A 23,830-nucleotide genomic window follows, 5' to 3' on the forward strand; every position below is an offset into this window, starting at 1 on the left:
GATGCACGAACGCTCGCGGCCAGAGCCGCCCTCCCCTGCCTTTGCGCCGTCCTTGCGGCTGTCCCGGCAGTCGCCCAGCAGCTTCCCGACACGGTGCCCGTGCCGCAGGTGCATGCGCCGCCGGCCGGCAATGTCGCGCCGCAGCGGCCGGGCGACGCGCCAGTGCCCGAGCCGCGGCCTGACAGGCCCTCAGACACCGCAGCCAAGGAGCCGTCGGCGCCCGCCGCTCCCGGGCCCAGAGACAAGGACGCGCAGCAAGACGCGGTCGATACACCCGCCGTTGCGCCGATCCCGCCGTCTGGGCCGCCCAGGCCTGACGCCGCCGGCAACGTCCCGACGCCGGAACCGGTGACGCCGCCCGATCCGCGCTCCGCCGAACGCCCAGCCTCGACCATGCCCGCCGAAGAAGCCGCCTGCCGGCAGCGCCTGCGTGCGCGTGGCGTCGACTTCGCCGACCGTCCGGCCGAGCATGACGAGAGCGGCTGCTCCCTGCCCTACCCCATGGCGGTCAGCGGCCTCGGCGGCGGGGTCGCCCTGGAACCGGAAGCGCTGATGAACTGCGCCATGGCCGAAGCGGCCGCCCGCTTCGCTGCGGACGTGATCGCACCCACCGCGAAGCGCGAGTTCGGCGCGCCGCTGACATCGATCGCCCAAGCCTCCGGCTATGTCTGCCGGCCGCGCAACGGCAGCACGAAGCTTTCCGAGCATGCTTTCGGCAACGCGCTCGACATCGCCAGCTTCACGCTGACCGGCAGCAAGAGGATCGACGTCATCCTGCGGCCGCAGGAAACCGAAGCCCGTTTCCTCGGCACGCTGCGCAAGGCGGCGTGCGGGCCGTTCAAGACCGTGCTCGGCCCGGGCAGCGATGCCGACCACGCCACGCACCTCCATCTCGACCTCGCGCCACGCAGGAATGGCGGCACGGTGTGCGACTGACCGCCACAATGGCGCCGCATGCGTGAACGCCGCCGCTGACCTTTCCTTTACGCTTGCCGCCTAGAGTCGCTGCCAACGGGACAGGGACAGTTTTCCGATGCGCATTCTTGTTCGGCGTATGCGCACGCCTGCGCGCGCCTGCGCGGCCGTGCTTGTCGCCATGCTCGCCGCCTGCAGCACTGACGACGTGATGTCGGTCAGGCCGCAGGTCGATGTCGGCACGCAGACGGCGGCCGTCGTGCCGGCCACCGGCCTGCAGCGGCTCGTCCCGTCGAATCCGATGATGACGGCCTATCCGCGCCTCAACCTGCCGCTGGAACAGCCCGACGTCATGCCGGCCGACGAGTTGAACTGCCGGCGTGACCTGAAGCGGCTTGGCGTGGCTTTCCGCGACATCGAGCCTATCCGCGACGGCCCTTCCTGCGGCATCGACTGGCCGGTGGAGGTATCGGCGATCGGCGGCGTCCAGATGAAGCCGGCGGCCACGCTGAGCTGCTCCATGGCGGCGACCTTCTCGCGCTGGACCCGTAACGAGCTCGTGCCGGCGGCGCGCTGGCGTTATTTCTCCGGCGTACGCACCATCCACCAGGGCTCGAGCTATTCCTGCCGGAACATCCGCGGCTCGCGCGGCACGCCCTCGCAGCATTCGCTCGGCAATGCGCTCGACGTGATGCGCATCGAGCTGAACAACGGCAAGGACATCGACGTGCGCAAGCCCGGCTGGTTCGCCTTCCGCCAGCGCGGCTTCCTCAACACCGTGCGCGAGGACGGCTGCAGCTATTTCACCACCGTGCTCGGCCCCGGCTACAATGCCGACCACGCCGATCATTTCCATTTCGACATCAAGCAGCGCAGGAACGGCTACGTCGCCTGCCGATAGGCGGGGCGACGTAGCCGGACGGGCTTCTTTCGGCCGGGTCGAACGCCGGCTATTCTCCCCTTGGAAGCAGGGGCGGCAACATGCGTCGCAAAGGCAAGATCTCGACCACGGCCACGGCGCTGCTGGCGCTGGCCGTGGCCTACGGCTCGCTGGCCTATTTCGCGCTGCCCGAATTCTGGACGCTGCGCGAACGGCATCTCGCCGACGGCATCGGCAGCTTCCTGACTACCACCCCGCAGGGCATCCCCGGCGATCCGATCAATGTCGGCCTGGTCGGCACCAAGCCGGAACTGCTGCGCGCCTTCGCCGCGTCGGGCTGGCGCGCCGCCGACGCCATCACATGGCGCAGCTCCCTCGATATCGGCCTCAGCGTCGTCTTCGACAGGCCTTATGCCGACGCGCCGGTATCGACGCTGATGTTCGAGGGTCGCCGCCAGGATCTGGCTTTCGAGAAACCGGCCGGCACCAGCGCCGACACCCGCCATCACGTGCGCTTCTGGCTGACGCCCCGGACCGATAGCGACGGCCGCCCCTTGTGGCTGGGCGCCGCGAGCTTCGACCGCGGCGTCGGCTTCAGCCACGACACCGGGCAGATCACCCACCACATAGGCCCCGACGTCGATGCCGAGCGCGACCATGTGATGGCCTCGCTCACCGAGGCGGGCGCCATCGCCGCTTCCGAGGAAATCGAGGGAATAGGGCCGACCCGGTCCGGCCGCAACGGCGGCGGCGACCGCTATTTCACCGACGGCATGGTGAACATCGGCATTCTGCGGCCGCAAGACGGCATCGAACCCCCGGAAAATCGACAACCCTCAGACTGAGCCTTCCCGACAGGGGGTTGCGGATGCTAAGCAGCGTCCATGCTATACGTCGAAATCGGCATCGTGGTCGTCCTCATCTGCGTGAACGGCCTGCTGGCAATGTCCGAACTTGCCGTCGTCTCGTCCCGTCCCGCGCGCCTGAAGACGATGATCGACCGCGGCGTGAAGGGTGCCGCCAGCGCGCTGACGCTGGGCGCCAACCCCGGAAAGTTCCTCTCCACCGTGCAGATCGGCATCACGTTGGTCGGCGTGCTCTCCGGCGCCTTTTCGGGCGCCACCCTCGGCGATCGCCTGTCCGTGACGCTCGCCGAATCGGGCGTACCGACACGCGTCGCCGACTGGCTCGGCGTCGGCATCGTCGTGGCCATCATCACCTACGCCTCGCTGATCATCGGCGAGCTCGTGCCCAAGCAGATAGCGCTGCGCAATCCGGAGGCCATCGCCTCGCGTGTCGCCCCGGCCATGCGGGTGCTGGCGACCATCGCCGCGCCGCTGGTGTTCCTGCTCGACATCTCCGGGCGCGGCGTGCTGCGGCTGCTCGGCCAGAAGGGAGAATCGGAGGAGAAGGTCACCGACGAGGAGATCAAGATGCTGGTCGCCGAGGCCGAGCACCACGGCACCATCGAATCCGACGAGCGGCGCATGATCGCCGGCGTCATGCGGCTCGGCGACCGCGCCGTACGGGCGCTGATGACGCCGCGCACCGACGTCGACTGGATCAACCTGGCCTGGGACGAGACCGCCATCCGCAAGGCGCTGATGGAAACGCCGCATTCGCGCCTGCCGGTCGGCGACGGCTCGGTCGACGACATGATCGGCGTGGTCCAGACGCGCGAGATCCTGGCCGCGCTCTTGGCCGGCAACAGCCTCGACCTCAGGCTGTACACGCGCGAGGCGCCGATCGTGCATGACCAGGCGGACGCCCTCGACGTGCTGACCACGCTGAGGGAGACGGAGGTGCCGGTCGCCCTCGTCCACGACGAATACGGGCATTTCGAGGGTGTCGTCACGCCGGCCGACATTCTCGAGGCCATCACTGGCGTGTTCCGCTCCGACCTGGAGGCGCAGGAGGAGCCTTCCGCGGTGCAGCGGGAGGATGGCTCCTGGCTGCTCGCCGGCTACATGCCGGCCGACGAGATGCGCGACCACCTCGGCATCGACGTTCCGGAGGACCGCGACTACGAGACCGTCGCCGGTTACGTGCTGTCCCATCTGCATCACCTGCCGGCCACCGGCGAATGCATCGACGTGCAGGGCTGGCGCTTCGAGGTGGTCGACCTCGACGGCCGGCGCATCGACAAGCTCCTGGTCAGCCGCCTGCCCGGCGCGCATCGCAGGGCGAGCTGAAACCGCCGGGGCGCAGCAAAATCAGCGACTTGGCGGGCGTGGCTGAATCGAACCGGCAGCGTCTTGAATCAGTTCGGCAGCATCCTGGATCGATGCGTAACAGGCGCCAGCCGGTTTCCACCAATACGATTAGCCGAGGCCACCTGCGCATTCGTCGTCCCGATGGCGGGACAGGCGCAAGGCGGGAGTGCATCCGGCCATCAAAAAAGTTCCGGCCTTGATTCGGCCGCCTTTGATCCCTATCTGTTCGTCATCAGCCGCTGGCATCGGGTCGAAGGTTCTTCGGGATACGAGGTTAAGGTTCCCCGATCGGCGGCTGCATTGAATTCGATCGACGCTTTGCCGACCGTGGATGTATCGGCGGCATTGAGAGTCTCGGATGCGAGGGAAGCGGGCTTTCGGCCCGCTTTTTTGCTGTCCGGCACCGGCCTGCGGCCTGCATCAGCCTCTGACTCAAGCCCTGACGTGAGCTGCCCGGCGATCGCCGTGGCGCTTAAGACAATCTTCACCACCGGTCGGCAATGTCGCGGGCCTGCGGCGATGTAATGCGTACCGCGGCGCTTCGGCGCCCAGGCAACAGCCCGCTGCTTCGAAAGAGGCAGCGGGTTCTGCATTTTTGGGCCTCAGATCACTACGAAATCGGCATTGGTCCGCGACAGGCCCGGGACCTTGCAGCGGCGGCGGCCGGAAAGCCTTCTTGTCAGGATGGCAGGATCGGCGTTCGCCCGCGTCGTATGAACGGACTATACGGCTGCGCCTCTTCTCAAACGAAGGCGGGAGCGGTCTCGCGCCGCTCCCGCTCGATCCGGATCGGCGTGGCTCGGATGCAGCCGCCTCAGGCGGCCTTGGCCTGCGCCGCTGCGGCATCCGCCTCGCGCGCCGTCTTCAGCGCCGTGGCCCACCAGGCGAGTTCGTCGAGCACAGCCTTGGCGTATTGGTTGAGATGCTCGAACTCTTCGAGCTTCTTGCTGCCGTTCATCACCTGCGCCATGTCGGCCCAGACGATGTGAACGGCGTTGCGGATGGGCGCCATCTGCAGCTCGACCGCATGCAGGCGCAGCTGCTCGACGGCGCGCGCCCCGCCGACGCCGCCATAGCCGACGAAGGCGGCCGGCTTCCTGTTCCATTCCGTGTAGGCGTAGTCGAGCGCGTTCTTCAGCACGGCGGTCGGGCCGCGGCTGTATTCGGCGGCGGTGAAGACGAAGCCGTCGAAGCCGGCCACCTTCTCCTGCCAGCGCTGCGCCACCTCGCTCTTCGACGGCACGTAGAGCGATGAGCCGACCTCGTCGAAGAAGGGCAGCGGGAAGTCGCGCAGGTCGACGACCTCCAGCTCGATGTCGTCGCGCTGCCTAGCGAGATTGGCAAACCATTCGGCAGGCTTGTCGGCGAAGCGATTGGCGCGCGTGGAGCCTATCACAAGCGCGATTTTCGGTTTAGACATTGATCGTGACCTCTCGAAATCTGGTATCTTAAGGATACCGACGCTATATAAGATACCGAGACGAGACGCCGCAAGGAGGCACTTTCTTGAAACCAAGGCACCCGCATCACAGTGAGGACTGCCGAGCCGTCAGCGCCGTCCTGCAGCGCGTCGGCGACAAGTGGACGGTCCTGGTCGTCACCAAGCTCGGCGGCGGCCGCATGCGCTTCAGCGAGTTGCGCGATGCCGTGGGCGGCATCTCGCAGAAGATGCTGACGGCGACGCTGCGCGGCCTCGAACGCGACGGCTTCGTCGTGCGCGAGCAGTTCCCCACCATTCCGCCGCGCGTCGAATACGAGCTGACCGCGCTTGGCCGCGAATTGCTGGAGCCCGTCACCGTGCTGGCCGAATGGGCGCGCCGCAACGGCGAGCGTGTAGCGCAGGCGCGGTCGCGATTCGACGGGACGAGCGGCGGCAAGAGCTGGGGAATCGAAGAAGAAGCGACAGCAGGGCAGTAGGAGGCGAGCGCGAGGCCTCGAACCCGTCAAGTATTCGACCCGAGGTCGGGTCTCTGCATGCGGGTTGGCGCCAACTTGCCGGGAGCCGATAGCCTACTGCCCTACTGCCCTACTGCCCTACTGCCCTACTGCCCTACTGCCCTACTGCCCTACTGCCCTACTGCCCTACTGCCCTACTGCCCTACTGCTCTCCCGGCACCGGCTTCGGCCGCCCCTCTCCATCCAGCGCCACCATGATGAAATCGGCGTCGGTGACCTTCTCCATGAGATCGGTAAGGTAGCGCTGCGCCCAGGCTTCGACCTTCAGCGTCATCGAGGTACGGCCGACGCGCATGACGTTCGTATAGATGCACAGCGTGTCGCCGATCTTCATCGGCTTGGCGAAGGACATCTCCTTCACCGCCGCCGTCACCACCCTGCCCCTGGCGCGCTCGGCGGCGCGGATGCCGCAGGCGAGGTCCATCTGCGCCATCACCCAGCCGCCGAAAATGTCGCCGGCCGCGTTGGCATCCGCCGGCATGGCGAGCGTGCGCAGCGTCAGGTCGCCCGTCGGCTGTCCGTCGGCGTAGTGAACCATGCGTGCGTCTCCTCGTGCTGCGGCCTCTGCCTAGCCGCAGCGGCAAAGGCGGTCAACGCGTGATCGGCCACCCGATGTAGCGAGCGCATCCGTGCGCCGCGACCGGCATCTTTCAGTCGCTTTTCTCACAACCGATGCCGGAAGCCCGGACGACCCGTCGCACGGCATGCGGCTAGTCTCCGCCTGAAAATCGCCGGCCGGGAAAACCGCATCCATGCAGACCTACGACTTCATCATCGTCGGCGCCGGTTCGGCCGGCTGCGTGGTGGCGGAGCGCCTGTCGGCCAACGGCCGCTTCTCCGTCCTGGTGCTGGAAGCCGGCGGCACCGACCGTCGCTTCTTCGTGCAGATGCCGCTCGGCTACGGCAAGACCTTTTACGACCCCAAGGTCAACTGGAACTACAAGACCGAGCCGGATCCCGGCCTTGCCGGCAATGCCGACCACTGGCCGCGCGGGAAGCTGCTGGGCGGATCGAGTTCGATCAACGCCATGGTGTGGATCAGGGGCCATCCGGCCGATTACGACGCCTGGGCCGCCGCCGGCAATCCGGGCTGGAGTTTTGCCGACCTGCTGCCCGCCTTCAAGGCGATCGAGGATAACGCAGCCGGCGCCGACCGGTGGCGCGGCAGCGGCGGTCCGGTGCACGTCACCGACTGCTCGGCCGCCGTCCATCCGCTGACAAAGCGCTATCTGACCGCGGCCGAGCAGGCGGGCCTCCCCGTCAATCCCGACTTCAACGGCGCCAGCCAGGAAGGCGTCGGCATCTACCAGATCTCGACCCGGAACGGCCGCCGCATGTCGACGGCGCGCGCCTTTCTGCGCCCGGCGATGAAGCGTCCCAACCTGCGGGTCGAGACCGGTGCGCTGGCGACGAAAATCCTGTTCGAGGGCAGGCGCGCGGTCGCCGTCGAATACGATCGCAACGGCACAACGCACAGGGTCGGCGCCGCCCGCGAAGTCGTCCTGTCCGGCGGCTCTGTCAACTCGCCGCAATTGCTGCAGCTTTCCGGCGTCGGTCCGGCCGGCCATCTGAAGGCGCTCGGCATCGAAGTCGTCCATAGCAACGACAACGTCGGCCGCAACCTCGAGGACCATGTCGGCATCAATTATACCTTCAAGGGGCGCCAGGCGACGCTCAACCAGTTGCTGCGGCCCTGGTGGGGCAAGCTGTGGGTCGGCATGCAATATGTGTTCCTGCGCTCCGGGCCGCTGTCGCTGTCGATGAACAATGCCGGCGGCTTCTTCCGCACCGACCCCGCCCTCGACCGCCCCAACATGCAGCTCTATTTCCAGGCGTTTTCGACCGTCATTCCGAAAACCGGCGAGCGCCCGATCCTCACCCCCGATCCCTGGCCGGGTTTTTCCATCGGCCTCTCCAACTGCCGGCCCTCCAGCCGCGGCGAGATTCTTGTCCGCTCGAAAGACCCGCGCGAGTACCCGAGAATTGTCGCCAATGCCCTGTCGACCGACGAGGACGTCGCCGAGATGCTGGCGGCGGTGAAATTCGTGCGCAGGATCGCCGCGCAGCCGGCCCTGGCCGAGTTCATCGTCGAGGAAATTCTGCCCGGCCCGTCAATCACTTCCGACGAGGACCTGATTCAGGATTTCAGGAAGCGCAGCGGCACGGTCTACCACCCGGTGTCGACCTGCCGCATGGGTCCCGATCCGGCCAGGTCCGTCGTCGACCCACGGCTGCGCGTGCACGGGCTGGAGGGCCTGCGCATCATCGATGCGTCGATCTTTCCCGGCAACATCTCCGGCAACACCAACGCGCCGTCGATCATGACCGGCTGGAAGGGCGCGCAGATGGTGCTGGAGGATTGGAAATGAAAGCGATGATGATGGAGGCGGCGCGGGCGATTGGCGTTTCCTCGCCCCCACAGAGTGGGGGAGAGGTGCCGAGCGAAGCGAGGCGGTGAGGGGGCCATGCCCGACAAAGATCGCAGCCGCCGCAAACACTCGACTACCGATCGTGCCCGCTCGCTGCGAAAAGGAGACAATATCGCCGAGGCGCGGCTTTGGATGGAATTGAAGGACCGCAGGCTTGGCGGGCACAAATTCGTTCGTCAGTTCCCGATCGGTCCGAACTATGCGGATTTCCTCTGCAGGAAGGCGAGGCTAGTCATCGAGGTCGACGGTAGCCAGCATGCCGACAGCGTCACCGACCGAGGCCGGGACGAATTCATGCGGGCCGAGGGATATTTTATCCTGCGGTTTTGGAACATCGACGTTCTGAAGCAGATCGGGCCGGTTTGCGAGACGATCCTGGCGGCGCTCGAAGGCCGGTATGCCGAGGATGTGGTAGCCACCGATCTTCGATACATCCATGCGCCGGTTTCCCATCGTGAATGACCCCCTCACCGCCTCGCTTCGCTCGGCACCTCTCCCCCACTTCGTGAGGGAGAGGAATCGCCAATCGGGCAGGGAGAGGAAACGCTAATCCCGGAGGACAGCCAATGAGAATCACCGACGTCAAAACCTGGGTCGTCGCCAATCCCCCACCGGGAATAGGCGGGCGCTATTTCATCTTCGTCAAGCTGACGACCGACTCCAACGTCGTCGGCTATGGCGAGGCCTACAACGCCACCTTCGGCCCGCATGTCACCGCCAGGATGATCGAGGATCTGGCGGAGCGCCATCTCGTCGGCCGTGACCCGCACGATATCGAAACCTTCTTCCGCCGCGCCTATTCCTCCGGCTTCTCGCAGCGGCCCGACATCTCCGTCATGGGCTGCTTCTCGGCGCTGGAGATCGCCTGCTGGGACATCATTGGCAAGGAGGCGGGAAAACCGGTCTACAAGCTGCTCGGCGGCCAGGTGCACGAGACGCTGCGCTCCTACACCTATCTCTACCCCAATGCCGGCAGCGTCGTTCCGGCGGAAGCCGGGCCGGTCAACGTCTACAACGATCCGGACCTGGCCGCGGCCTGCGCGCTCGAATATCTACGCCAGGGTTTTGACGCGGTAAAACTCGATCCGGCCGGCCCTTATACAGTCTATGACGGCCACCAGCCGCGGCTCTGCGACATCGACCTCTCCGCCCGCATGCTGAAGGCGATCCGCGAGGCGGTCGGCGACAAGGCCGACATCCTGTTCGGCACGCATGGCCAGTTCACGGCGTCGGGCGCGCTGCGTATGGCGGCGGCGATCGAGCCCTACGATCCTCTCTGGTTCGAGGAGCCGGTGCCGCCGGACATGCCGGAAGTGATGGCCGAGGTGGCGCGCGGCACGAAGATCCCGATCGCCACCGGCGAGCGGCTGACGACGAAATTCGAGTTCGCACGCGTCATCGAGAACCGCGCCGCCGCCATCCTGCAGCCGGATCTCGGCCGCGCCGGCGGCATTCTCGAGACCAAGAAGATCGCCGCGATGGCCGAGGCCTACCACATCCAGATCGCACCGCACTGCTACTGCGGCCCTATCGTCGGGGCCGCCAACATCCAGCTCGCCGTGACGCTGCCCAACTTCCTCATCCTCGAATCCCTGAAGCAGTGGGACGGCTTCCACGAGACGCTGTTGAAGAAGAAGATCGAATGGCAGGACGGCCGCGTCATCCCGTCGAAGGAACCCGGCATCGGCGTCGAGCTCGACGAGGTGGTGTGCGAGGCGCATCCTTATGACGGCAGCCTGCTGCACCTCGAAATGACGCAGGACGCGCTGTTTCCCTGACGGTCGGCCGATACCGGCCACCACAACCGTTTCCTGCCCGGAATCCGGCCTTCCCACCTATCATCCGGGGCCGGACGCCCCCGACGCGTGCGTCGGGAGGTCCGGGCGTTCACCTTCGTGGCCGCAGATATAATCAGTGCGGGAAAGAATAGACCTGCTCGGACATAGAATATCGACGATTCACCGGCCCACCAAGCAAACTGAACCAAATGGCTGTTTACTATACGAGAATCCCCGAGGAGGGACCTATTCCAAACGACAGAAAAGGATGTATGATTTGTTAACGACAGGTAAAGGGTCGCGGCAGTTACACACGCGTCAGTAGCAAGGGTCAGAAGACATGAATCTAGCCAACATCCTTACGCGGCGGGACCCGCTGAAAAGGGCGTTCGTAACCCTTGAAGACGACATGGCCGACGCGCTCGACGAAGAGTTCTTGCTGCCGGTGGAGGCGTCTGCGAATCCGGAAGACAGCGCTGAGACGCAAGCAGGTGAGGATAATCTTTCCCGGCCGGAGGAAGAACAGGTCGAGGAAGAGCAGGCGGCGCGGTGGCAGCCGGAGCAGCCTGGTCCCGGGGAGGCGCAGCGCATCAGCCCGCACACGCAGAACCGCCTCGCCAGCCACGCCGCTTTCGACGAGGCGCGCTCGCGCGCCCAGGACGACCTCAACCGGATCGCCGAGGCGCTCGCCGGCATCGTGGCCTCGCATCACATGGGCCGCGAGTTCCTGCACGATTCCTACGCCGACATCCTGCGCGCCAACGATCTCGAGAACGCCAGCATCGCCCAGGCCGCGGAGAACCGGCGCCTCGCCGAACGGGTCGACAAGCTGGAGCGGCTGCGCGCCCGCTACGACCAGCTGGTCGAAGTGCTGAAGCGGCGCGAGGCACGGCTGCTCGACGAGGCCGACGCCATGCGCGAGGCGCAGAGCGCCCTGCGGCTCGAACTGGTGGAGGCGCGCAGCGCCACCGCTCGCAGCGAGTCCCTCTACGGCGAGTTGCAGACCACCCACGCCGCCCGCAGCAGCGAGGCGGAGCGCTACCTGCGCGAGGCGGAAATGCTGCGCGAGAAGAATGCCGGCCTGTCGGTCGAGCTCGAGCTCGTGCAGAAGCGGCAGGCGGAATCGCGCCGCCGCGCCGAGGAGCTGTCGTCCATGCATGCCAGCGACTCGGCCAGGCTGGCCGAGATCATGGCCCGGCTGGTGACCGAGGAGGCGGAGAGCACCCGCCTGCAGAAGCTGAACGACGCGCTCGAGGCGAAGCTGATCGAGGCCAACGAGCATGCCGGCCGGCTCGCCGCCGACCTCGCCGAGCGCGACACCCGCCACCAGAGCGAGATGCAGGCGTTGCGCGGCGAGATTCAGGCGCTCAATGTCCGCTTGCAGAACGCCGCCGGCGAACAGCGGGGCGCGGCATCGGAGCTCGCGGAAATGCGGGCGAAAATGGCGGAATTCGAAACGGAACGCACGGTTTTGGAGAAGAAGCTCGCCGCTTTTGCCGCCGAGATAGAGCAAAATCGCGAAGACCGGCCATCTGCCGACCAGGCAGACGTGCCTTCCGACCAGCAGCAACTGCGAAAGCAGGCCGAGCAGATGCGCCGGCAGATCGCCGAATTGCAGGGGACCGTGGAGCATCTCAAGCAATACGAGGCGCTGCATATGGCGACGAAGGCGCGCAGCAAGGGCCGGGCCGAGGTGGCCAGCGGCTTCAGCGTCGCCGGCGGCAAGATCGTGCCGGAATTCGCCGCCGTGAAGCAGGCCGGGCGGGCCTGAGCGGTTAGGCGCCCGGCCGTCCGGTCCGGCCGCGCTCGGCCACCGCGACCAGCAGAAGCAACGACACGACCGCGACCGCCGCGAAGCCGGCGGCGTAGAGCGGCGGCACCGGCAGGCCGGCCGAGGCGTTCATCAGGCAGGCGCCGACCACGCCGACGCCGTAGCTCCCGGCGAAGGCGAGCGACAACCGCGCCCGTCCCGCGTCATGGCGCGACAGCATGAAGGCGGCCGCGATGGTGAACAGCATGGCGGCGATCAGCCGCGACGTCAGCGGATCCCTGGCCCAGTTGAAGACCAGCGGAAAGGCCGTCGTGGGTGCCAGGAACAGGGCGATCCCCCACAGGCCGAGCAGAATGCCGGCGACATAGAACCAGAGCGACACTGCGGGGCCGGGCCGCTCCGGAGCGCCATTATCGGCCGCGCCGCGCGCCAGCGCGGCCAGGGCACCGGCCACCAGCACGATCACGACGGCGAAGAAGCCGTAGGTGACGGGTGCGGCGAAGTCGAAGCGGTCGAGATGCAGCAGCAGGACGGCGACCGCCAGCGGCAGCAGATAGATGACGATCAGCAGCAGATAGAGCCGGGTGCGCGGCTCGCTCGGCCGCTCCAGCACCAGCACACCGGCGAGGCCGAAGGCGAAGGCCGCCGCCGCCAGCATGCGCGAGGCGACCGGCGGCAGGTCCCAGGCAAAGCTCGGCGGCAGGTCGAGCCACCAGAACGGCGCGCCCAGCAGCCCGCCGATCGCCGTCGAGACGAGCACGAACTTTGCCGCCATCCCCTCGCCGCTCGGACCGAGGTCGCGGCCGCCCCAGCGGCGGAAGCCGAGCGCAAGGCAGAGGATGAGCAGCGCCACCGCGACCGCGAACCAGCCGGCATCCGACATGACAGTTCCCTTTTCGCGCCGGCAAGCATGGCACGAACGACGGCGGCCGGAAAGATCGGGGCTGCCGGCCGTTGGATCCGCACCTGTGGGGAGGCGGTCGGCGATGGCGCAGACGGCCCTGTCCCCGTTGAGAAGAGCGCCCGGCGCACCGCCCCGCGCCTATCCGGCCGGCGCAGCCTCGTCAGCGCTGCCGACCTTGCGCACCAGCGCCGCGGTGGCAAGCAGCAGCGCCATGTCGGTGATGATCGGCTCGACATGGACCTTGTAGTCGAGCGGCTGCGAAACGGGCGGCAGCTCGAAGAAATTCTTCGCCGTCGGCAGAAGCAGAAAACCGTCGCCGCCGCGCAAGGCGATGCGCGCCGGCTCGCCGGGCCAGGTCTCCGCCAGCCATCGCAGCGCCCGCGCCAGCCGGCCGCGCACCAGCGGCTCGGCCGCGGCGTTGTCGGTGCGGAACTCGTATGTCTCGTCCAGTTCGGCGACGCCGCTCGGTATCTCCTGCAGCGGCTTGCCGAACAGGCCGCCGAAGAAGGACCGCACCTGCTCCTGCTTGCGCGTCGCCACCAGCAGGCCCGGGAACGGCCGTTCGGTGGCGAAGGTGACGACGACGCCCCTGAAGCCGGTGAGTTCGGCGCTGCCCGTCTTCTCCTTCAGCACCGCTTCGTAGAGCTCGAAGGCGAAGCCGTCATGCCTGCCGGAAACCACGTCGTCAAAACTCTGCCGGGCGAAGTCGCCGACCACCTCCCTCGGCAGCCGGTCGAAGGATTCCGGCGTGATGCCCTTGCCGTAGCGCAGATCGTCGATGAAGCCGAAGATGGCGGGCAGCAGCCGCGAGCGGGAAGACCGCTCCAGCACGGCGACCGGTCTCACCCCGCGCCACCAGGCGAAAAGCGCGAGCGCGAGCGCGATCACGTAGAGCAGGACATGCGGTGTAGAGGTCCACTGCTCGTGCGGATCGGCGAAGCGGTTGAAGGCGATCGCCAGCACGACGGCGGCGGCGAGGACCAGACCGAGGAACAGCGGCAGACGCCACATCACCTGGCGCCGAGCCGAAACGCGCTCCTGCTCGTAGCGGGCGATCTCCTGCCGGATCGCGGCGATGGTTTCGTCGTTCGGCAGGAAATCCCGTGCGTCCATCGCCCATCCCCCAGTCGAGCGCCATTCTGGGGAGGTTCCGCCACGCTGGCAAGCGCCGGCTGACGCTCTCGCGGCAGTACCGGCGCGAGAGCGTCCTGCTGACACCGCCGTGTCAGGATCGCGCGCGCCGCTCAGGCCTTGAGCCGGGCCGGGCTTTTCTTCCCGGCCGATTCCACCCATATTCGGCCGATGGCCAGATCCCCCGAAAAGAAGCCGCCGGCGGCGAAGGACGACGGATACCGCAAGCGTGGCAACCCGCTGACCGATTACCTCGACGCGTCGGAACCGCTGCATCGCGGCGGCTTCGACGAAGCGCCGCAGCCGCAACTGTCCGGCACGCCGCTCTCCGGGTCGGTGTCGGACTGGGCGGAGCAGATTGCCCGGGAGGCGGAGCAGGACGGGCGCCGGATCTCCCCCCTTGAGGGGGAGATGGCCGCGAAGCGGCCAGAGGGGGCCTCGGAAGGCACCTCCAGGACTCCGGGCACTGCCGAAACGACCCCACCCGACCGCTCCGCGGCCACCCTCCCCTCAAGGGGGAGGGAAAACAAGAAAATCCCCGAGCGCTCTTCCGCCCCGACAAAAACCGCACGCGGCACCTCGATGGGCGGCGCGGCGAGCGCGCGCGAGCGCACGGCGGCCGGGCTCAATCCGATCCCGGGCCTCGACATCAGCCTGGAGGACGCCGAGGCGATGCCGAAATCCGGCGTCACCGCCACGGTGGAAGCACTGTCGGCACTGATCGAGAGCGGCAATCCGCTACACAAGAACGGCCAGATCTGGACGCCGCACCGCCCCGCCCGCCCTGACAAATCGGAAGGCGGCATAACGATCAAGATGGTGTCGGACTTCGAGCCGGCCGGCGACCAGCCAACCGCCATCAAGGACCTCGTCGAAGGCGTCGACAACGCCGACCGCACCCAGGTGCTGCTCGGCGTCACCGGCTCGGGCAAAACCTTCACCATGGCCAAGGTGATCGAGGAGACGCAGCGCCCCGCCCTCATCCTGGCGCCCAACAAGACGCTGGCCGCGCAGCTCTATTCCGAGTTCAAGAAATTCTTCCCCGAGAACGCGGTCGAGTATTTCGTCTCCTACTACGACTATTACCAGCCGGAGGCCTACGTCCCGCGCACCGACACCTATATCGAGAAGGAATCCTCGATCAACGAGCAGATCGACCGCATGCGCCACTCGGCGACGCGCTCGCTGCTGGAGCGCGACGACGTCATCATCGTCGCCTCGGTGTCCTGCATATACGGTATCGGCTCGGTCGAGACCTATACGGCGATGACGTTCCAGATGACGGTCGGCGACCGCATCGACCAGCGCCAGCTTCTCGCCGACCTCGTCGCCCAGCAGTACAAGCGCCAGGACATCAACTTCGTGCGCGGTTCCTTCCGGGTGCGCGGCGATACGATCGAACTGTTCCCTGCCCACCTCGAGGACCGCGCCTGGCGCGTCACGCTCTTCGGCGACGAGATCGAGTCGATCACCGAGTTCGATCCGCTCACCGGCCAGAAGACCGGCGACCTGAAGAGCGTGAAGATCTACGCCAACTCGCACTACGTGACGCCTCGGCCGACCTTGAATCAGGCCATCAAGTCGATCAAGGAAGAGTTGCAGCAGCGCCTGCAAGAGCTTGAAAAGGCGGGGCGCCTGCTGGAGGCGCAGCGGCTGGAGCAGCGCTGCCGCTTCGACCTGGAGATGCTGGAGGCGACCGGCTCCTGCGCCGGCATCGAGAACTATTCGCGGTATCTGACCGGCCGCATGCCTGGCGACCCGCCGCCGACGCTGTTCGAATACGTGCCCGACAATGCGCTGATCTTCATCGACGAAAGCCACGTCACCATTCCGCAGATCGGCGGCATGTATCGCGGCGACTTCCGGCGCAAGGCGACGCTGGCCGAGTACGGCTTCCGCCTGCCCTCCTGCATGGACAACCGGCCGCTGCGCTTCGAGGAATGGGACGCCATGCGCCCGCTCTCGGTCGCGGTTTCGGCGACGCCGGGCGGCTGGGAGATGGAACAGGCCGGCGGCGTCTTCGCCGAGCAGGTGATCCGCCCGACCGGCCTGATCGATCCGCCCGTCGAGGTGCGTCCGGCCAAGACGCAGGTCGATGACGTACTCGGCGAAATCCGCGACACCACGCGCGCCGGCTACCGGACGCTGGTCACGGTGCTGACCAAGCGCATGGCCGAGGACCTCACCGAATACCTGCACGAGCAAGGCGTGCGCGTGCGCTACATGCACTCGGACATCGACACGCTGGAGCGTATCGAGATTCTGCGCGACCTGCGCCTCGGCGCCTTCGACTGCCTGGTCGGCATCAACCTGCTGCGCGAGGGCCTCGACATCCCGGAATGCGGCTTCGTCGCCATCCTCGACGCCGACAAGGAAGGATTTTTGCGTTCCGAAACCTCACTGATCCAGACGATCGGCCGCGCGGCCCGCAACGTCGACGGCAAGGTGATCCTCTATGCCGACAACATCACCGGCTCGATGGAGCGGGCGATGGCGGAGACCAACCGCCGCCGCGAGAAGCAATTGGAATACAACGAGGCCAATGGCATCACGCCGGAGAGCGTGAAGTCCCGCATCGCCGACATTCTCGATTCCGTCTACGAGAAGGACCACGTCCGCCCCGACATCTCCGGCTTCGCCGAGAGCGGCGCGATGATGGGCAACAATCTGAAGTCCCATCTCGAGCATTTGGAAAAGGAGATGCGCAACGCCGCGGCCGATCTCGACTTCGAGCGCGCCGCCCGGCTGCGCGACGAGATCAAGCGGCTGCGCGAGATGGAACTGTCGATCGCCGACGATCCGCTGGCGAAATACGCGGATATGGAGAGCCCGGTTTCAGGCCGAGAGAAAGGCAAGCACAACAAGGGCATCGCCAAGCACCGCACGGCCGAGGAGCAGGAACGGTTCCGCAAGCTCGATGCGGCGCGCGCCGCTGAAGCCGCGGAAAAGGCCGCGCGGCCGAACCTGTTCCGCAAACCGGAACTCGACGAGATGGGCCGCGCCGGCGACTACGCAACGCCGGCCGGAAGAGAAAAGCCGGGCAAGCCGCTGTTCCAGAAACCGTCGATCGACGACATGGGACCGGGCACCGACATGCCGACGCCGGCCGGCGCGGTGTCGCGCTCGCTGTTCAAGAAGCAGAGCGCGCGCGAGGCGCACGGCGCCGACTATGGCACGCCGGACGACGGCGGAAAGTCGCTGTTCCGCAAGAACACGCTGGACGAGATGACGGTGCGGCGGACCGAGAAGCCGGTGGAAGGCGCCAAGCCGGTGAAGCGCGAGAAGATCGGCATCGGCAGCTACGAAGATCCGGCCGAGGAGCGCGCCCACGGCCGGCGGTCGAAGAAGAGCGGCCGGCCGGGACAATAGCGCTTTTCACTTAATCGACGTTGGTGCGAGGCAGATTGCACGACGACTTGATCGGCCTTGGTGGCTTTTGGCCACCACGCGTCCTTGCGCGGCCCTCGCCATCCTGACATTAGTCGCCGATGCAATCAGCCGTCGCCAAGCCTCAGACAGACCAGGCCTCCCCCGCTTGGCCGAAAATCCTGTCCTCCTACGCCAAGCCGGATCGAGGCAGGAGTCTGTTCGAACTGGCCGTCACGATCATTCCCTTCTGCGGCCTATGGGCGCTCGCCTCGGTCGCCGTCTACTACGGATGGTGGATCGGCCTGTTCCTGACCATACCGGCGGCCGGTTTCCTTCTGCGGCTGTTCATGATCCAGCACGATTGCGGCCATCGATCCTTCTTCGCGCACCGTCAAGGCGACGACTGGACCGGCCGCGCCCTCGGCGTGCTGACGCTGACCCCCTACGATTACTGGCGCCGCGCTCACGCCGAGCATCATGCATCGACTGGTAACCTAGACCGGCGCGGCATCGGCGACATCACGACGCTCACGATCGGCGAATATCGCGCGCTGTCCCGGTTGGGCAGGCTCGGATACCGGCTCTACCGCAACCCGCTGGTCATGTTCGGCATCGGTCCGGTCTGGCTGTTCCTGCTCAAGCAGCGGCTGCCGATAGGGATGATGCGCGACGGCGCCGAGCCATGGGTGTCGACCATGGCGACCAACGCGGCGATCGTTGTCCTGGCCGGGGGCTTGATGTGGGCGATCGGGCCCTGGGCTTTCCTCGCCGTGCACCTGCCGATCGTCATTCTGGCCGGCGCGGCAGGCATCTGGCTATTCTACGTCCAGCACCAGTTCGAGGACACGCACTGGGACCATAACGCCGACTGGCGGTTCCAGGAGGCGGCGCTGCATGGGTCGTCGCATTACGATTTGCCCGGCATATTGCGCTGGCTCACCGGCAACATAGGTGTCCACCACGTCCATCACCTGTCGAGCCGCGTTCCCTGCTACCGGCTGCCGGAAGTGCTGCACGATCACCCCGAACTTGGCGGCATCGGCCGCATCACGCTGTTGCGCAGCCTCCAATGCGTGAAACTCGTGCTGTGGTGCGAGACCCGCCGAAAACTGGTCTCCTTCCGCGAGGCTCGCGTGCTTGCATGACATCCGCTTCTTGAGACGGTCTGCCACCGGGCGCCCGACCGCATCTCAAGGAATCCGGCTAAAGCAGGTCGCGTGAAAAGAATTCACGCACTTTCGGCAGACATGCCTTACGCCCCGACCGCCTCGAAGCCGGCGCTGACGAGATTGAGCGGCTGCCGCCTACCGTCCCGCCAGGTAGAGGTGATTCCGAAAGTGATCCGGGCGCGGCGCTCGTCCGGGCGCTGACCGAGGCCGAGTTCGGCGCAGACCGCTTCGATGGCACGCTCGATCTCGGCGCGTTCCACCGAGTCCAAAGTGATGTCGCGTTCGATGGCATCGGCATCCAGGCCCGCAGGCGTAATCCGGTGACGTGTCATGGCCGAGGCCTCCTTTCGCACGTTCGGCACAGGCATTTCCCCCGGCCGCTCTGACCGTCAGCCTTCCCTATAGGGAACCCCCTGATTCGGGATTTACCAAGTCCCAAAAAATCACTTTTGAAATCGTTCCGTAACCTTTCGTGACAATTGCGTTACCGCAGCGTTACCGCGAACCGTCGTCGGCGGCGTGGTCGGCCGTGTCCGCCGAATGGACTTGCCGACGGCGCGCCGATAGACTCGGCGGCCAAACGGTCCCGAAGGTGATCGCCGAGATGACCAACGAACAAGTCCGGCGCCGGCTCGCGGCCATCCTGGCCGCCGACGTCGTCGGCTACAGCCGCCTCATGGAGCGGGACGAGGCGGGCACGCATGCCTTGCTCACCCGGCGGTGGAAGGACGTGCTCGACCCGCTGGTGGAGCGCCACCAGGGCCGCGTGTTCAAGCGCACGGGGGACGGCGTGTTCGTCGAGTTCGCCAGCGCCGTCAACGCGGTCGACTGCGCGGCGGCGCTGCAGCGGGACATGGCGGCGGCCAATGCGGACATGCCGGACGAGCGGCGCATCGTGCTGCGCGTCGGCGTCAATCTCGGCGACGTCATGGTCGACGGCAGCGATCTCTTCGGCGACGGCGTGAACCTGGCGGCCCGCATCGAGACGCTGGCGCATCCCGGCGGCGTGGCGATCTCGGACGCCGTCCGCCAGCATGTCGAGGGGCGAGTCGGCATCGATTTTGCCGACGGCGGCCGCCATGAGGTGAAGAACATAGAGCGGCCGGTGCATATCTGGGTCTGGGCCCCAGGCGGGACGGCGCGCCCGCCGGCAACCGCGCTCCCGGAAACGCCCCCTGCCCTTCCGGACAAGCCCTCGATCGCCGTTCTGCCCTTCGACAACATGTCGGGCGACGCCGAGCAGGGCTATTTCGCCGACGGCATCACCGAGGACATCATCACCGACCTGTCGAAGGTGTCGGGCCTGTTCGTGATCGCACGCAACTCCTCCTTCGCCTACAAGGGCAGGTCGACGGACATCCGCCAGGTCAGCCGCGAGCTCGGCGTCCGCTACGTGCTGGAAGGCAGCGTGCGGCGGGTCGCCGGGCGCGTGCGCATCAACGCGCAGATGATCGACGGCAGCAATGGCGGCCATCTCTGGGCGGATCGCTTCGACCGCGACATCTCCGATATTTTTTCCGTGCAGGACGAGGTGACCCGCACCATCGTCGGCGCCCTCAAGGTCAAGCTCACGGCCGGCGAGGAAATCCGCCGCGAAAGCCGCGGCAAGATCGACCCGGAGGTGTACGACCTGCTGGTGCGCTCGCGCCAGACGCTGATGCAGCTCAACCCGGCTTCCGCCGTGGAGGCGCGCAGGATGCTGGAGCACGTGCTCGCCATCGACCCCGGCCAGGCGCTCGCCCATGCGCGGCTGTCCATCATCGCCTTCGCCGACTATGCCAACCAGTGGAACGGCGCCACGCCGGAAAACCTCGATCAGGCGCTGGTACTGGCGCGCAAGGCGATCGACCTGGACGAGACCGAGCCGATGGGCCACATCGCCCTGGCGCTCGCCCTGTCCTGGCTGAAGCGCCTCGACGAGGCGGCGGCCGCGGCGGAACGCGCGGTCGAGCTCGGCCCCAGCCTGGCGGACGCCTATGCCGGGCTCGGCAACGTCCGCGACTTCCAGGGACGGCACGAGGAGGCGGCGGCGCTGTACACGCGGGCGCATCGGCTTGATCCGCAGTTCGACATGGCGCTGCATTTCCTCGGGCGGGCGCTGCTGGCGCTGGGTCGCTACGACGAGGCCGAGATCGCTTTCAAGCGCCGGCTCATGCTGTCGCCGCGCTCCGACATGACGCGTTTCTATCTCGCCTGCCTCTACGGCCTTTCCGGCCGCCCGGACGAGGCGCGGCGCTGGTGGCAGGACACGCTCAAGGTGAACCCGAACTTCTCGGTCGCTCATCTGAAGCGCGCTTTGCCCTACAAGGATCCGTCGCTGATCGACCGGCTGGCGAGCGGCCTGCGCGACGCCGGGGTGGAGATTTGAGCATCCATCGGAAGTTGTGGACGCGGTATCATTGATAAACCAAGGGTTTCCAAAAAGTATCCGTCGCTTACCATGTACGCTTTTTCTTGCGTTCTGCTTCCTATGCTCTGGTAGGGTGGAGCCGGACGGGGTTCTGCACATGGCCGGGCGGCGTGACCGCGACGGCCTCTGAGGAGGATAACCCAATGGCAACTACGCTCGCTGCGGGCGACATCGCCGTCGTCAACTACAATGCCGACGATCCCGACACCTTCGCCTTCGTGTTGCTACGCGACATCGAGGCAGGCACGACCATCAACTTCACCGACAATGGCTGGAAAGCCGCCGGCGGATTCCTGGCGAGCGAAGGCACCACCACCTACACGGCCGGAGCGGACGTCGCGGCCGGCACGGTCATCGAGATCACCGCGCCGGGAATCGGCGCCGTTGCCTTCAACGTCAACGGCGACCAGATCATCGCCTATCAGGGCACGGCGGGATCTCCGACCTTCATCTATGCCGCCGATTTCGCCGACAGCAATGAAACATTCGCCGGCGACGCCACCGACACGCTGACCTCGGCGCTGCCGACCGGGCTGACGCTGGGCGAGACCGCCCTCGCCTTCGGCTCCGACAACGGCACCTATACCGGTCCGACCAGCGGCACGCGCGCCGAACTCCTGGCCGCCATAGCGGACCCGACCAACTGGACGCTCAACAGCACGACGCGGCAGCCGGCGCCGGCCGGCCCGTTCACCATCACCGGAGCGCTGGCGCAGGACGACGACGTGACGACCGCCGAGAACGCGCCGGTCAGCGGCGATGTCTTCGCCGACAACGGTTCCGGAGAGGACACCGATACCGGCGGCGGCACCCTGGTGATCGCCGAGGTCAACGGCGTCGCGGCCGATGTCGGCGCCGAGATCACGCTGGCCTCCGGTGCGCTGCTGACGCTGAATGCCGACGGCACGTTCAGCTACGACCCGAACGGCAAGTTCGACCACCTGCCCGGGTCGGCCTCCGGCGCCACCAACGCAACGGCCGAGGACAGCTTCACCTACACGCTCGACGGCGGCAACACCGCGACCGTCACGGTAACCGTGTCGGGGGTGGACACCGACGGCGACGTGCTGGCCGGCGATGCGTCCGACAACACGCTCGACGGCGGCATCGGCGCCGACACGATGGACGGCGGCGCCGGCAACGACCTTTATTACGTCAATCACGCCGGCGACACCGTGATCGAGGCGGCCGCCGGCGGCACCGACCGCATCGCCGTCAAGGGTATCAGCTACACCCTTGCCGACGGCCTCGAGATCGAACTGCTGACCACCAACAGCACCAGCTCCACGCTGGCGATCGATCTTCGTGGCAACGCCCTGTCGCAGACCATCGTCGGCAACAACGGCAACAACTTCCTGCATGACGGCGGCACCGGCCCCGGCCCGGACGACGGCTCGCCCGACACGCTGCGCGGGCTGGGCGGCAACGACACCTATGCCGTCTACGACTCCGAGGCCGTGGTGATAGAGCTTGCCGACCAAGGAACGGACAGGGTGGCGGCCGGCGTCGACTACGTGCTGGCCGAGGGCGTGCATGTCGAGCTTCTCAACACCACCGCGCTGCACGCGACCTACTCGGTCGACCTGACCGGCAACTCCTTCGTGCAGGTCGTACGCGGCAATGACGGCACCAACCGGCTCGACGGCGGCGGCGGCTCGGACACGCTGCATGGCGGGCTCGGCGCCGACACATTCGTGTTCTCGACGGCGCTCGGCAGCGGCAATGTCGACACCATCGGCGACTTCACCGTCGCCGACGACACGATCGAGCTTTCCGCGGCGATCTTCACCGCGCTCGGCGGATCGCTGGATCCGGCCGCCTTCCTGGCCAACAGCACCGGCCTGGCGGAAGCTTCGGACGATCGGATCATCTACAACATGAGCACGGGCGAACTCTTCTACGACGCCGACGGCAGCGGCGGCGGCGCCGGCATCCACTTCGCCACGCTGAACGGTCTTCCAGGACTTACAGCCACGGACTTCACGGTGTCTGCGCTGGTTTGACCTTCAGTGAATGCAGAAAGGGGCGCGCCGATCGCGGCGCGCCCCTTTTGCGTTTACTCGTGCGGCGGCTCGACAAGCTTGCGGTAGAGATGCCAGGTCGCATGGCCGAGCACCGGGATCACGATGATCAGTCCGGCGAAGACCGGCAGCGAGCCTATGGCAAGCAGCGCCGCCACGATCAAGCCCCAGGCGGCCATCGTCACCGGATTGGCCGCCACCGCGCGAAAGGACGTCGCCATCGCTTCGTAGGCTCCAACGTCGCGGTCGAGCAGAAGCGGGAAAGCAATTACCGTCGTGCACAATACGAAGGCGGCGAACACGAAGCCGGCGAGGCAGCCGAAGATGATCAATTGCCAGCCTTGCCCGGTGGTCAGCACTTCCGAGATGAAGCCGCCCAGCGAGGGCGGCGCTACGTCGCCGTAGACAGCCATGTAGACACCGCGCGCCACGAGCAGCCAGGCGATAAACACGACGAGCAGGAAGGCGCCGACGGCGACGATCGCCGGTATGGCCGGCGAATGCCGGACGTCGAGCGTGTGCCACCACGACGCCTCGAGCCCCGCCTCGCGGCGGCGGCTGATCTCGTAGAGACCGATCGCGGCGATGGGACCGATCAGCGCGAAGCCGGACATCAGCGGGAACAGCATAGGCAACGCGTTGCTGCCGGACGTCCAGGCGGCCAGGACGACACCCACAAGAGGGTAGACGATGCAGATGAACATGATGTGCGAGGGCTTCGCCATGAAGTCGTCGAGGCCGCGCCGCAACGCGTCCGTCAGATCCGAAAAGCCGATCCGGCGAATGTCCGGATGGACGATCCTGTCGTCCGGGCCTGCGATGACGTGAAATCCTGCCATGACCGTTCCTCCTGTCGGGTCGGATCGGTCGCGCCACGGCGGGCC

General features: G+C 66.8%; 20 protein-coding genes. 13 read left to right on the plus strand and 7 right to left on the minus strand.

The window, feature by feature from the left end:
• Positions 1-93: 93 nt before the first annotated feature.
• From C7I84_RS11260 to C7I84_RS11275, 4 genes are all read left to right on the plus strand, one after another.
• Positions 94-936 carry an extensin-like domain-containing protein gene (locus tag C7I84_RS11260; RefSeq protein ID WP_245428397.1) on the plus strand — a complete coding sequence of 281 codons (843 nt, stop codon included), beginning with the start codon at positions 94-96 and terminating at the stop codon, positions 934-936.
• A 118-nt stretch (positions 937-1,054) separates the two neighbouring features.
• Positions 1,055-1,816: an extensin-like domain-containing protein gene (locus C7I84_RS11265; RefSeq protein ID WP_425351328.1), complete on the plus strand. Its 762-nt coding sequence runs from the start codon at positions 1,055-1,057 to the stop codon at positions 1,814-1,816.
• 80 nt (positions 1,817-1,896) lie between these two features.
• A complete protein-coding gene (locus tag C7I84_RS11270; RefSeq protein ID WP_106772286.1) occupies positions 1,897-2,640 on the plus strand; it encodes an LssY C-terminal domain-containing protein in 744 nt (247 codons plus the stop codon).
• A 39-nt stretch (positions 2,641-2,679) separates the two neighbouring features.
• The gene (locus C7I84_RS11275; RefSeq protein ID WP_106772287.1) at positions 2,680-3,987 is read left to right on the plus strand and encodes a hemolysin family protein; all 1,308 of its coding nucleotides are present in this window, start codon (positions 2,680-2,682) and stop codon (positions 3,985-3,987) included.
• Between the two features lie 239 nt (positions 3,988-4,226).
• Here the strand turns inward: C7I84_RS11275 and C7I84_RS29685 are convergent, their stop codons facing one another.
• Positions 4,227-4,601 (minus strand): hypothetical protein, encoded by a 375-nt coding sequence (locus C7I84_RS29685; protein ID WP_133170087.1) that lies wholly within the window; start codon positions 4,599-4,601, stop codon positions 4,227-4,229.
• A gap of 221 nt (positions 4,602-4,822) precedes the next feature.
• Entirely contained in the window at positions 4,823-5,428 is a 606-nt protein-coding gene (locus C7I84_RS11280; RefSeq protein WP_106772288.1) for an NADPH-dependent FMN reductase, read from the minus strand.
• An 86-nt stretch (positions 5,429-5,514) separates the two neighbouring features.
• Between C7I84_RS11280 and C7I84_RS11285 the strand changes: the two genes are divergently transcribed.
• Entirely contained in the window at positions 5,515-5,925 is a 411-nt protein-coding gene (locus C7I84_RS11285) for a winged helix-turn-helix transcriptional regulator (RefSeq protein WP_165816048.1), read from the plus strand.
• Between the two features lie 181 nt (positions 5,926-6,106).
• Here the strand turns inward: C7I84_RS11285 and C7I84_RS11295 are convergent, their stop codons facing one another.
• Positions 6,107-6,502 (minus strand): acyl-CoA thioesterase, encoded by a 396-nt coding sequence (locus C7I84_RS11295; RefSeq protein ID WP_106772291.1) that lies wholly within the window; start codon positions 6,500-6,502, stop codon positions 6,107-6,109.
• 214 nt (positions 6,503-6,716) lie between these two features.
• On the opposite strand from C7I84_RS11295, the gene C7I84_RS11300 reads away from it, so the two are divergent.
• The 4 genes from C7I84_RS11300 (at position 6,717) to C7I84_RS11315 (ending at position 11,942) form a co-directional block, all read left to right on the plus strand.
• On the plus strand, positions 6,717-8,333 hold the full coding sequence (locus C7I84_RS11300) for a GMC family oxidoreductase (protein ID WP_106772292.1): 1,617 nt from the start codon (positions 6,717-6,719) through the stop codon (positions 8,331-8,333).
• A gap of 96 nt (positions 8,334-8,429) precedes the next feature.
• Complete coding sequence (locus C7I84_RS11305) at positions 8,430-8,855, plus strand: endonuclease domain-containing protein (RefSeq protein ID WP_106772293.1); 426 nt, start codon at positions 8,430-8,432, stop codon at positions 8,853-8,855.
• Positions 8,856-8,959: 104 nt separating this feature from the next.
• On the plus strand, positions 8,960-10,171 hold the full coding sequence (locus C7I84_RS11310) for a mandelate racemase/muconate lactonizing enzyme family protein (protein WP_106772294.1): 1,212 nt from the start codon (positions 8,960-8,962) through the stop codon (positions 10,169-10,171).
• 409 nt (positions 10,172-10,580) lie between these two features.
• A complete protein-coding gene (locus C7I84_RS11315) occupies positions 10,581-11,942 on the plus strand; it encodes a coiled-coil domain-containing protein (protein ID WP_106772295.1) in 1,362 nt (453 codons plus the stop codon).
• Positions 11,943-11,946: 4 nt separating this feature from the next.
• Here C7I84_RS11315 and C7I84_RS11320 read toward each other — a convergent pair whose 3' ends face one another.
• Both C7I84_RS11320 and C7I84_RS11325 read right to left on the minus strand, forming a co-directional pair.
• Positions 11,947-12,825 carry a hypothetical protein gene (locus C7I84_RS11320; protein WP_106772296.1) on the minus strand — a complete coding sequence of 293 codons (879 nt, stop codon included), beginning with the start codon at positions 12,823-12,825 and terminating at the stop codon, positions 11,947-11,949.
• A gap of 159 nt (positions 12,826-12,984) precedes the next feature.
• On the minus strand, positions 12,985-13,959 hold the full coding sequence (locus C7I84_RS11325; protein WP_106772297.1) for a DUF3137 domain-containing protein: 975 nt from the start codon (positions 13,957-13,959) through the stop codon (positions 12,985-12,987).
• Between the two features lie 189 nt (positions 13,960-14,148).
• Between C7I84_RS11325 and uvrB the strand changes: the two genes are divergently transcribed.
• Positions 14,149-17,346 (plus strand): excinuclease ABC subunit UvrB, encoded by a 3,198-nt coding sequence (gene uvrB, locus C7I84_RS11330; protein WP_106772379.1) that lies wholly within the window; start codon positions 14,149-14,151, stop codon positions 17,344-17,346.
• Positions 17,347-17,465: 119 nt separating this feature from the next.
• The gene (locus tag C7I84_RS11335; RefSeq protein ID WP_106772298.1) at positions 17,466-18,491 is read left to right on the plus strand and encodes a fatty acid desaturase; all 1,026 of its coding nucleotides are present in this window, start codon (positions 17,466-17,468) and stop codon (positions 18,489-18,491) included.
• 107 nt (positions 18,492-18,598) lie between these two features.
• Here C7I84_RS11335 and C7I84_RS11340 read toward each other — a convergent pair whose 3' ends face one another.
• The gene (locus tag C7I84_RS11340) at positions 18,599-18,847 is read right to left on the minus strand and encodes a hypothetical protein (RefSeq protein ID WP_245428398.1); all 249 of its coding nucleotides are present in this window, start codon (positions 18,845-18,847) and stop codon (positions 18,599-18,601) included.
• Between the two features lie 272 nt (positions 18,848-19,119).
• On the opposite strand from C7I84_RS11340, the gene C7I84_RS11345 reads away from it, so the two are divergent.
• Positions 19,120-20,883 carry an adenylate/guanylate cyclase domain-containing protein gene (locus C7I84_RS11345; protein WP_106772381.1) on the plus strand — a complete coding sequence of 588 codons (1,764 nt, stop codon included), beginning with the start codon at positions 19,120-19,122 and terminating at the stop codon, positions 20,881-20,883.
• Between the two features lie 185 nt (positions 20,884-21,068).
• Positions 21,069-22,928: a calcium-binding protein gene (locus C7I84_RS11350; RefSeq protein WP_106772299.1), complete on the plus strand. Its 1,860-nt coding sequence runs from the start codon at positions 21,069-21,071 to the stop codon at positions 22,926-22,928.
• Between the two features lie 53 nt (positions 22,929-22,981).
• Here C7I84_RS11350 and C7I84_RS11355 read toward each other — a convergent pair whose 3' ends face one another.
• Positions 22,982-23,785, minus strand: coding sequence for a DUF2189 domain-containing protein (locus C7I84_RS11355; protein WP_106772300.1), 804 nt, complete (start codon positions 23,783-23,785; stop codon positions 22,982-22,984).
• Positions 23,786-23,830 lie beyond the last annotated feature (45 nt).

Origin of the sequence: Kumtagia ephedrae, from assembly GCF_003012745.1 — a bacterium.
Taxonomy (GTDB): domain Bacteria; phylum Pseudomonadota; class Alphaproteobacteria; order Rhizobiales; family Rhizobiaceae; genus Kumtagia; species Kumtagia ephedrae.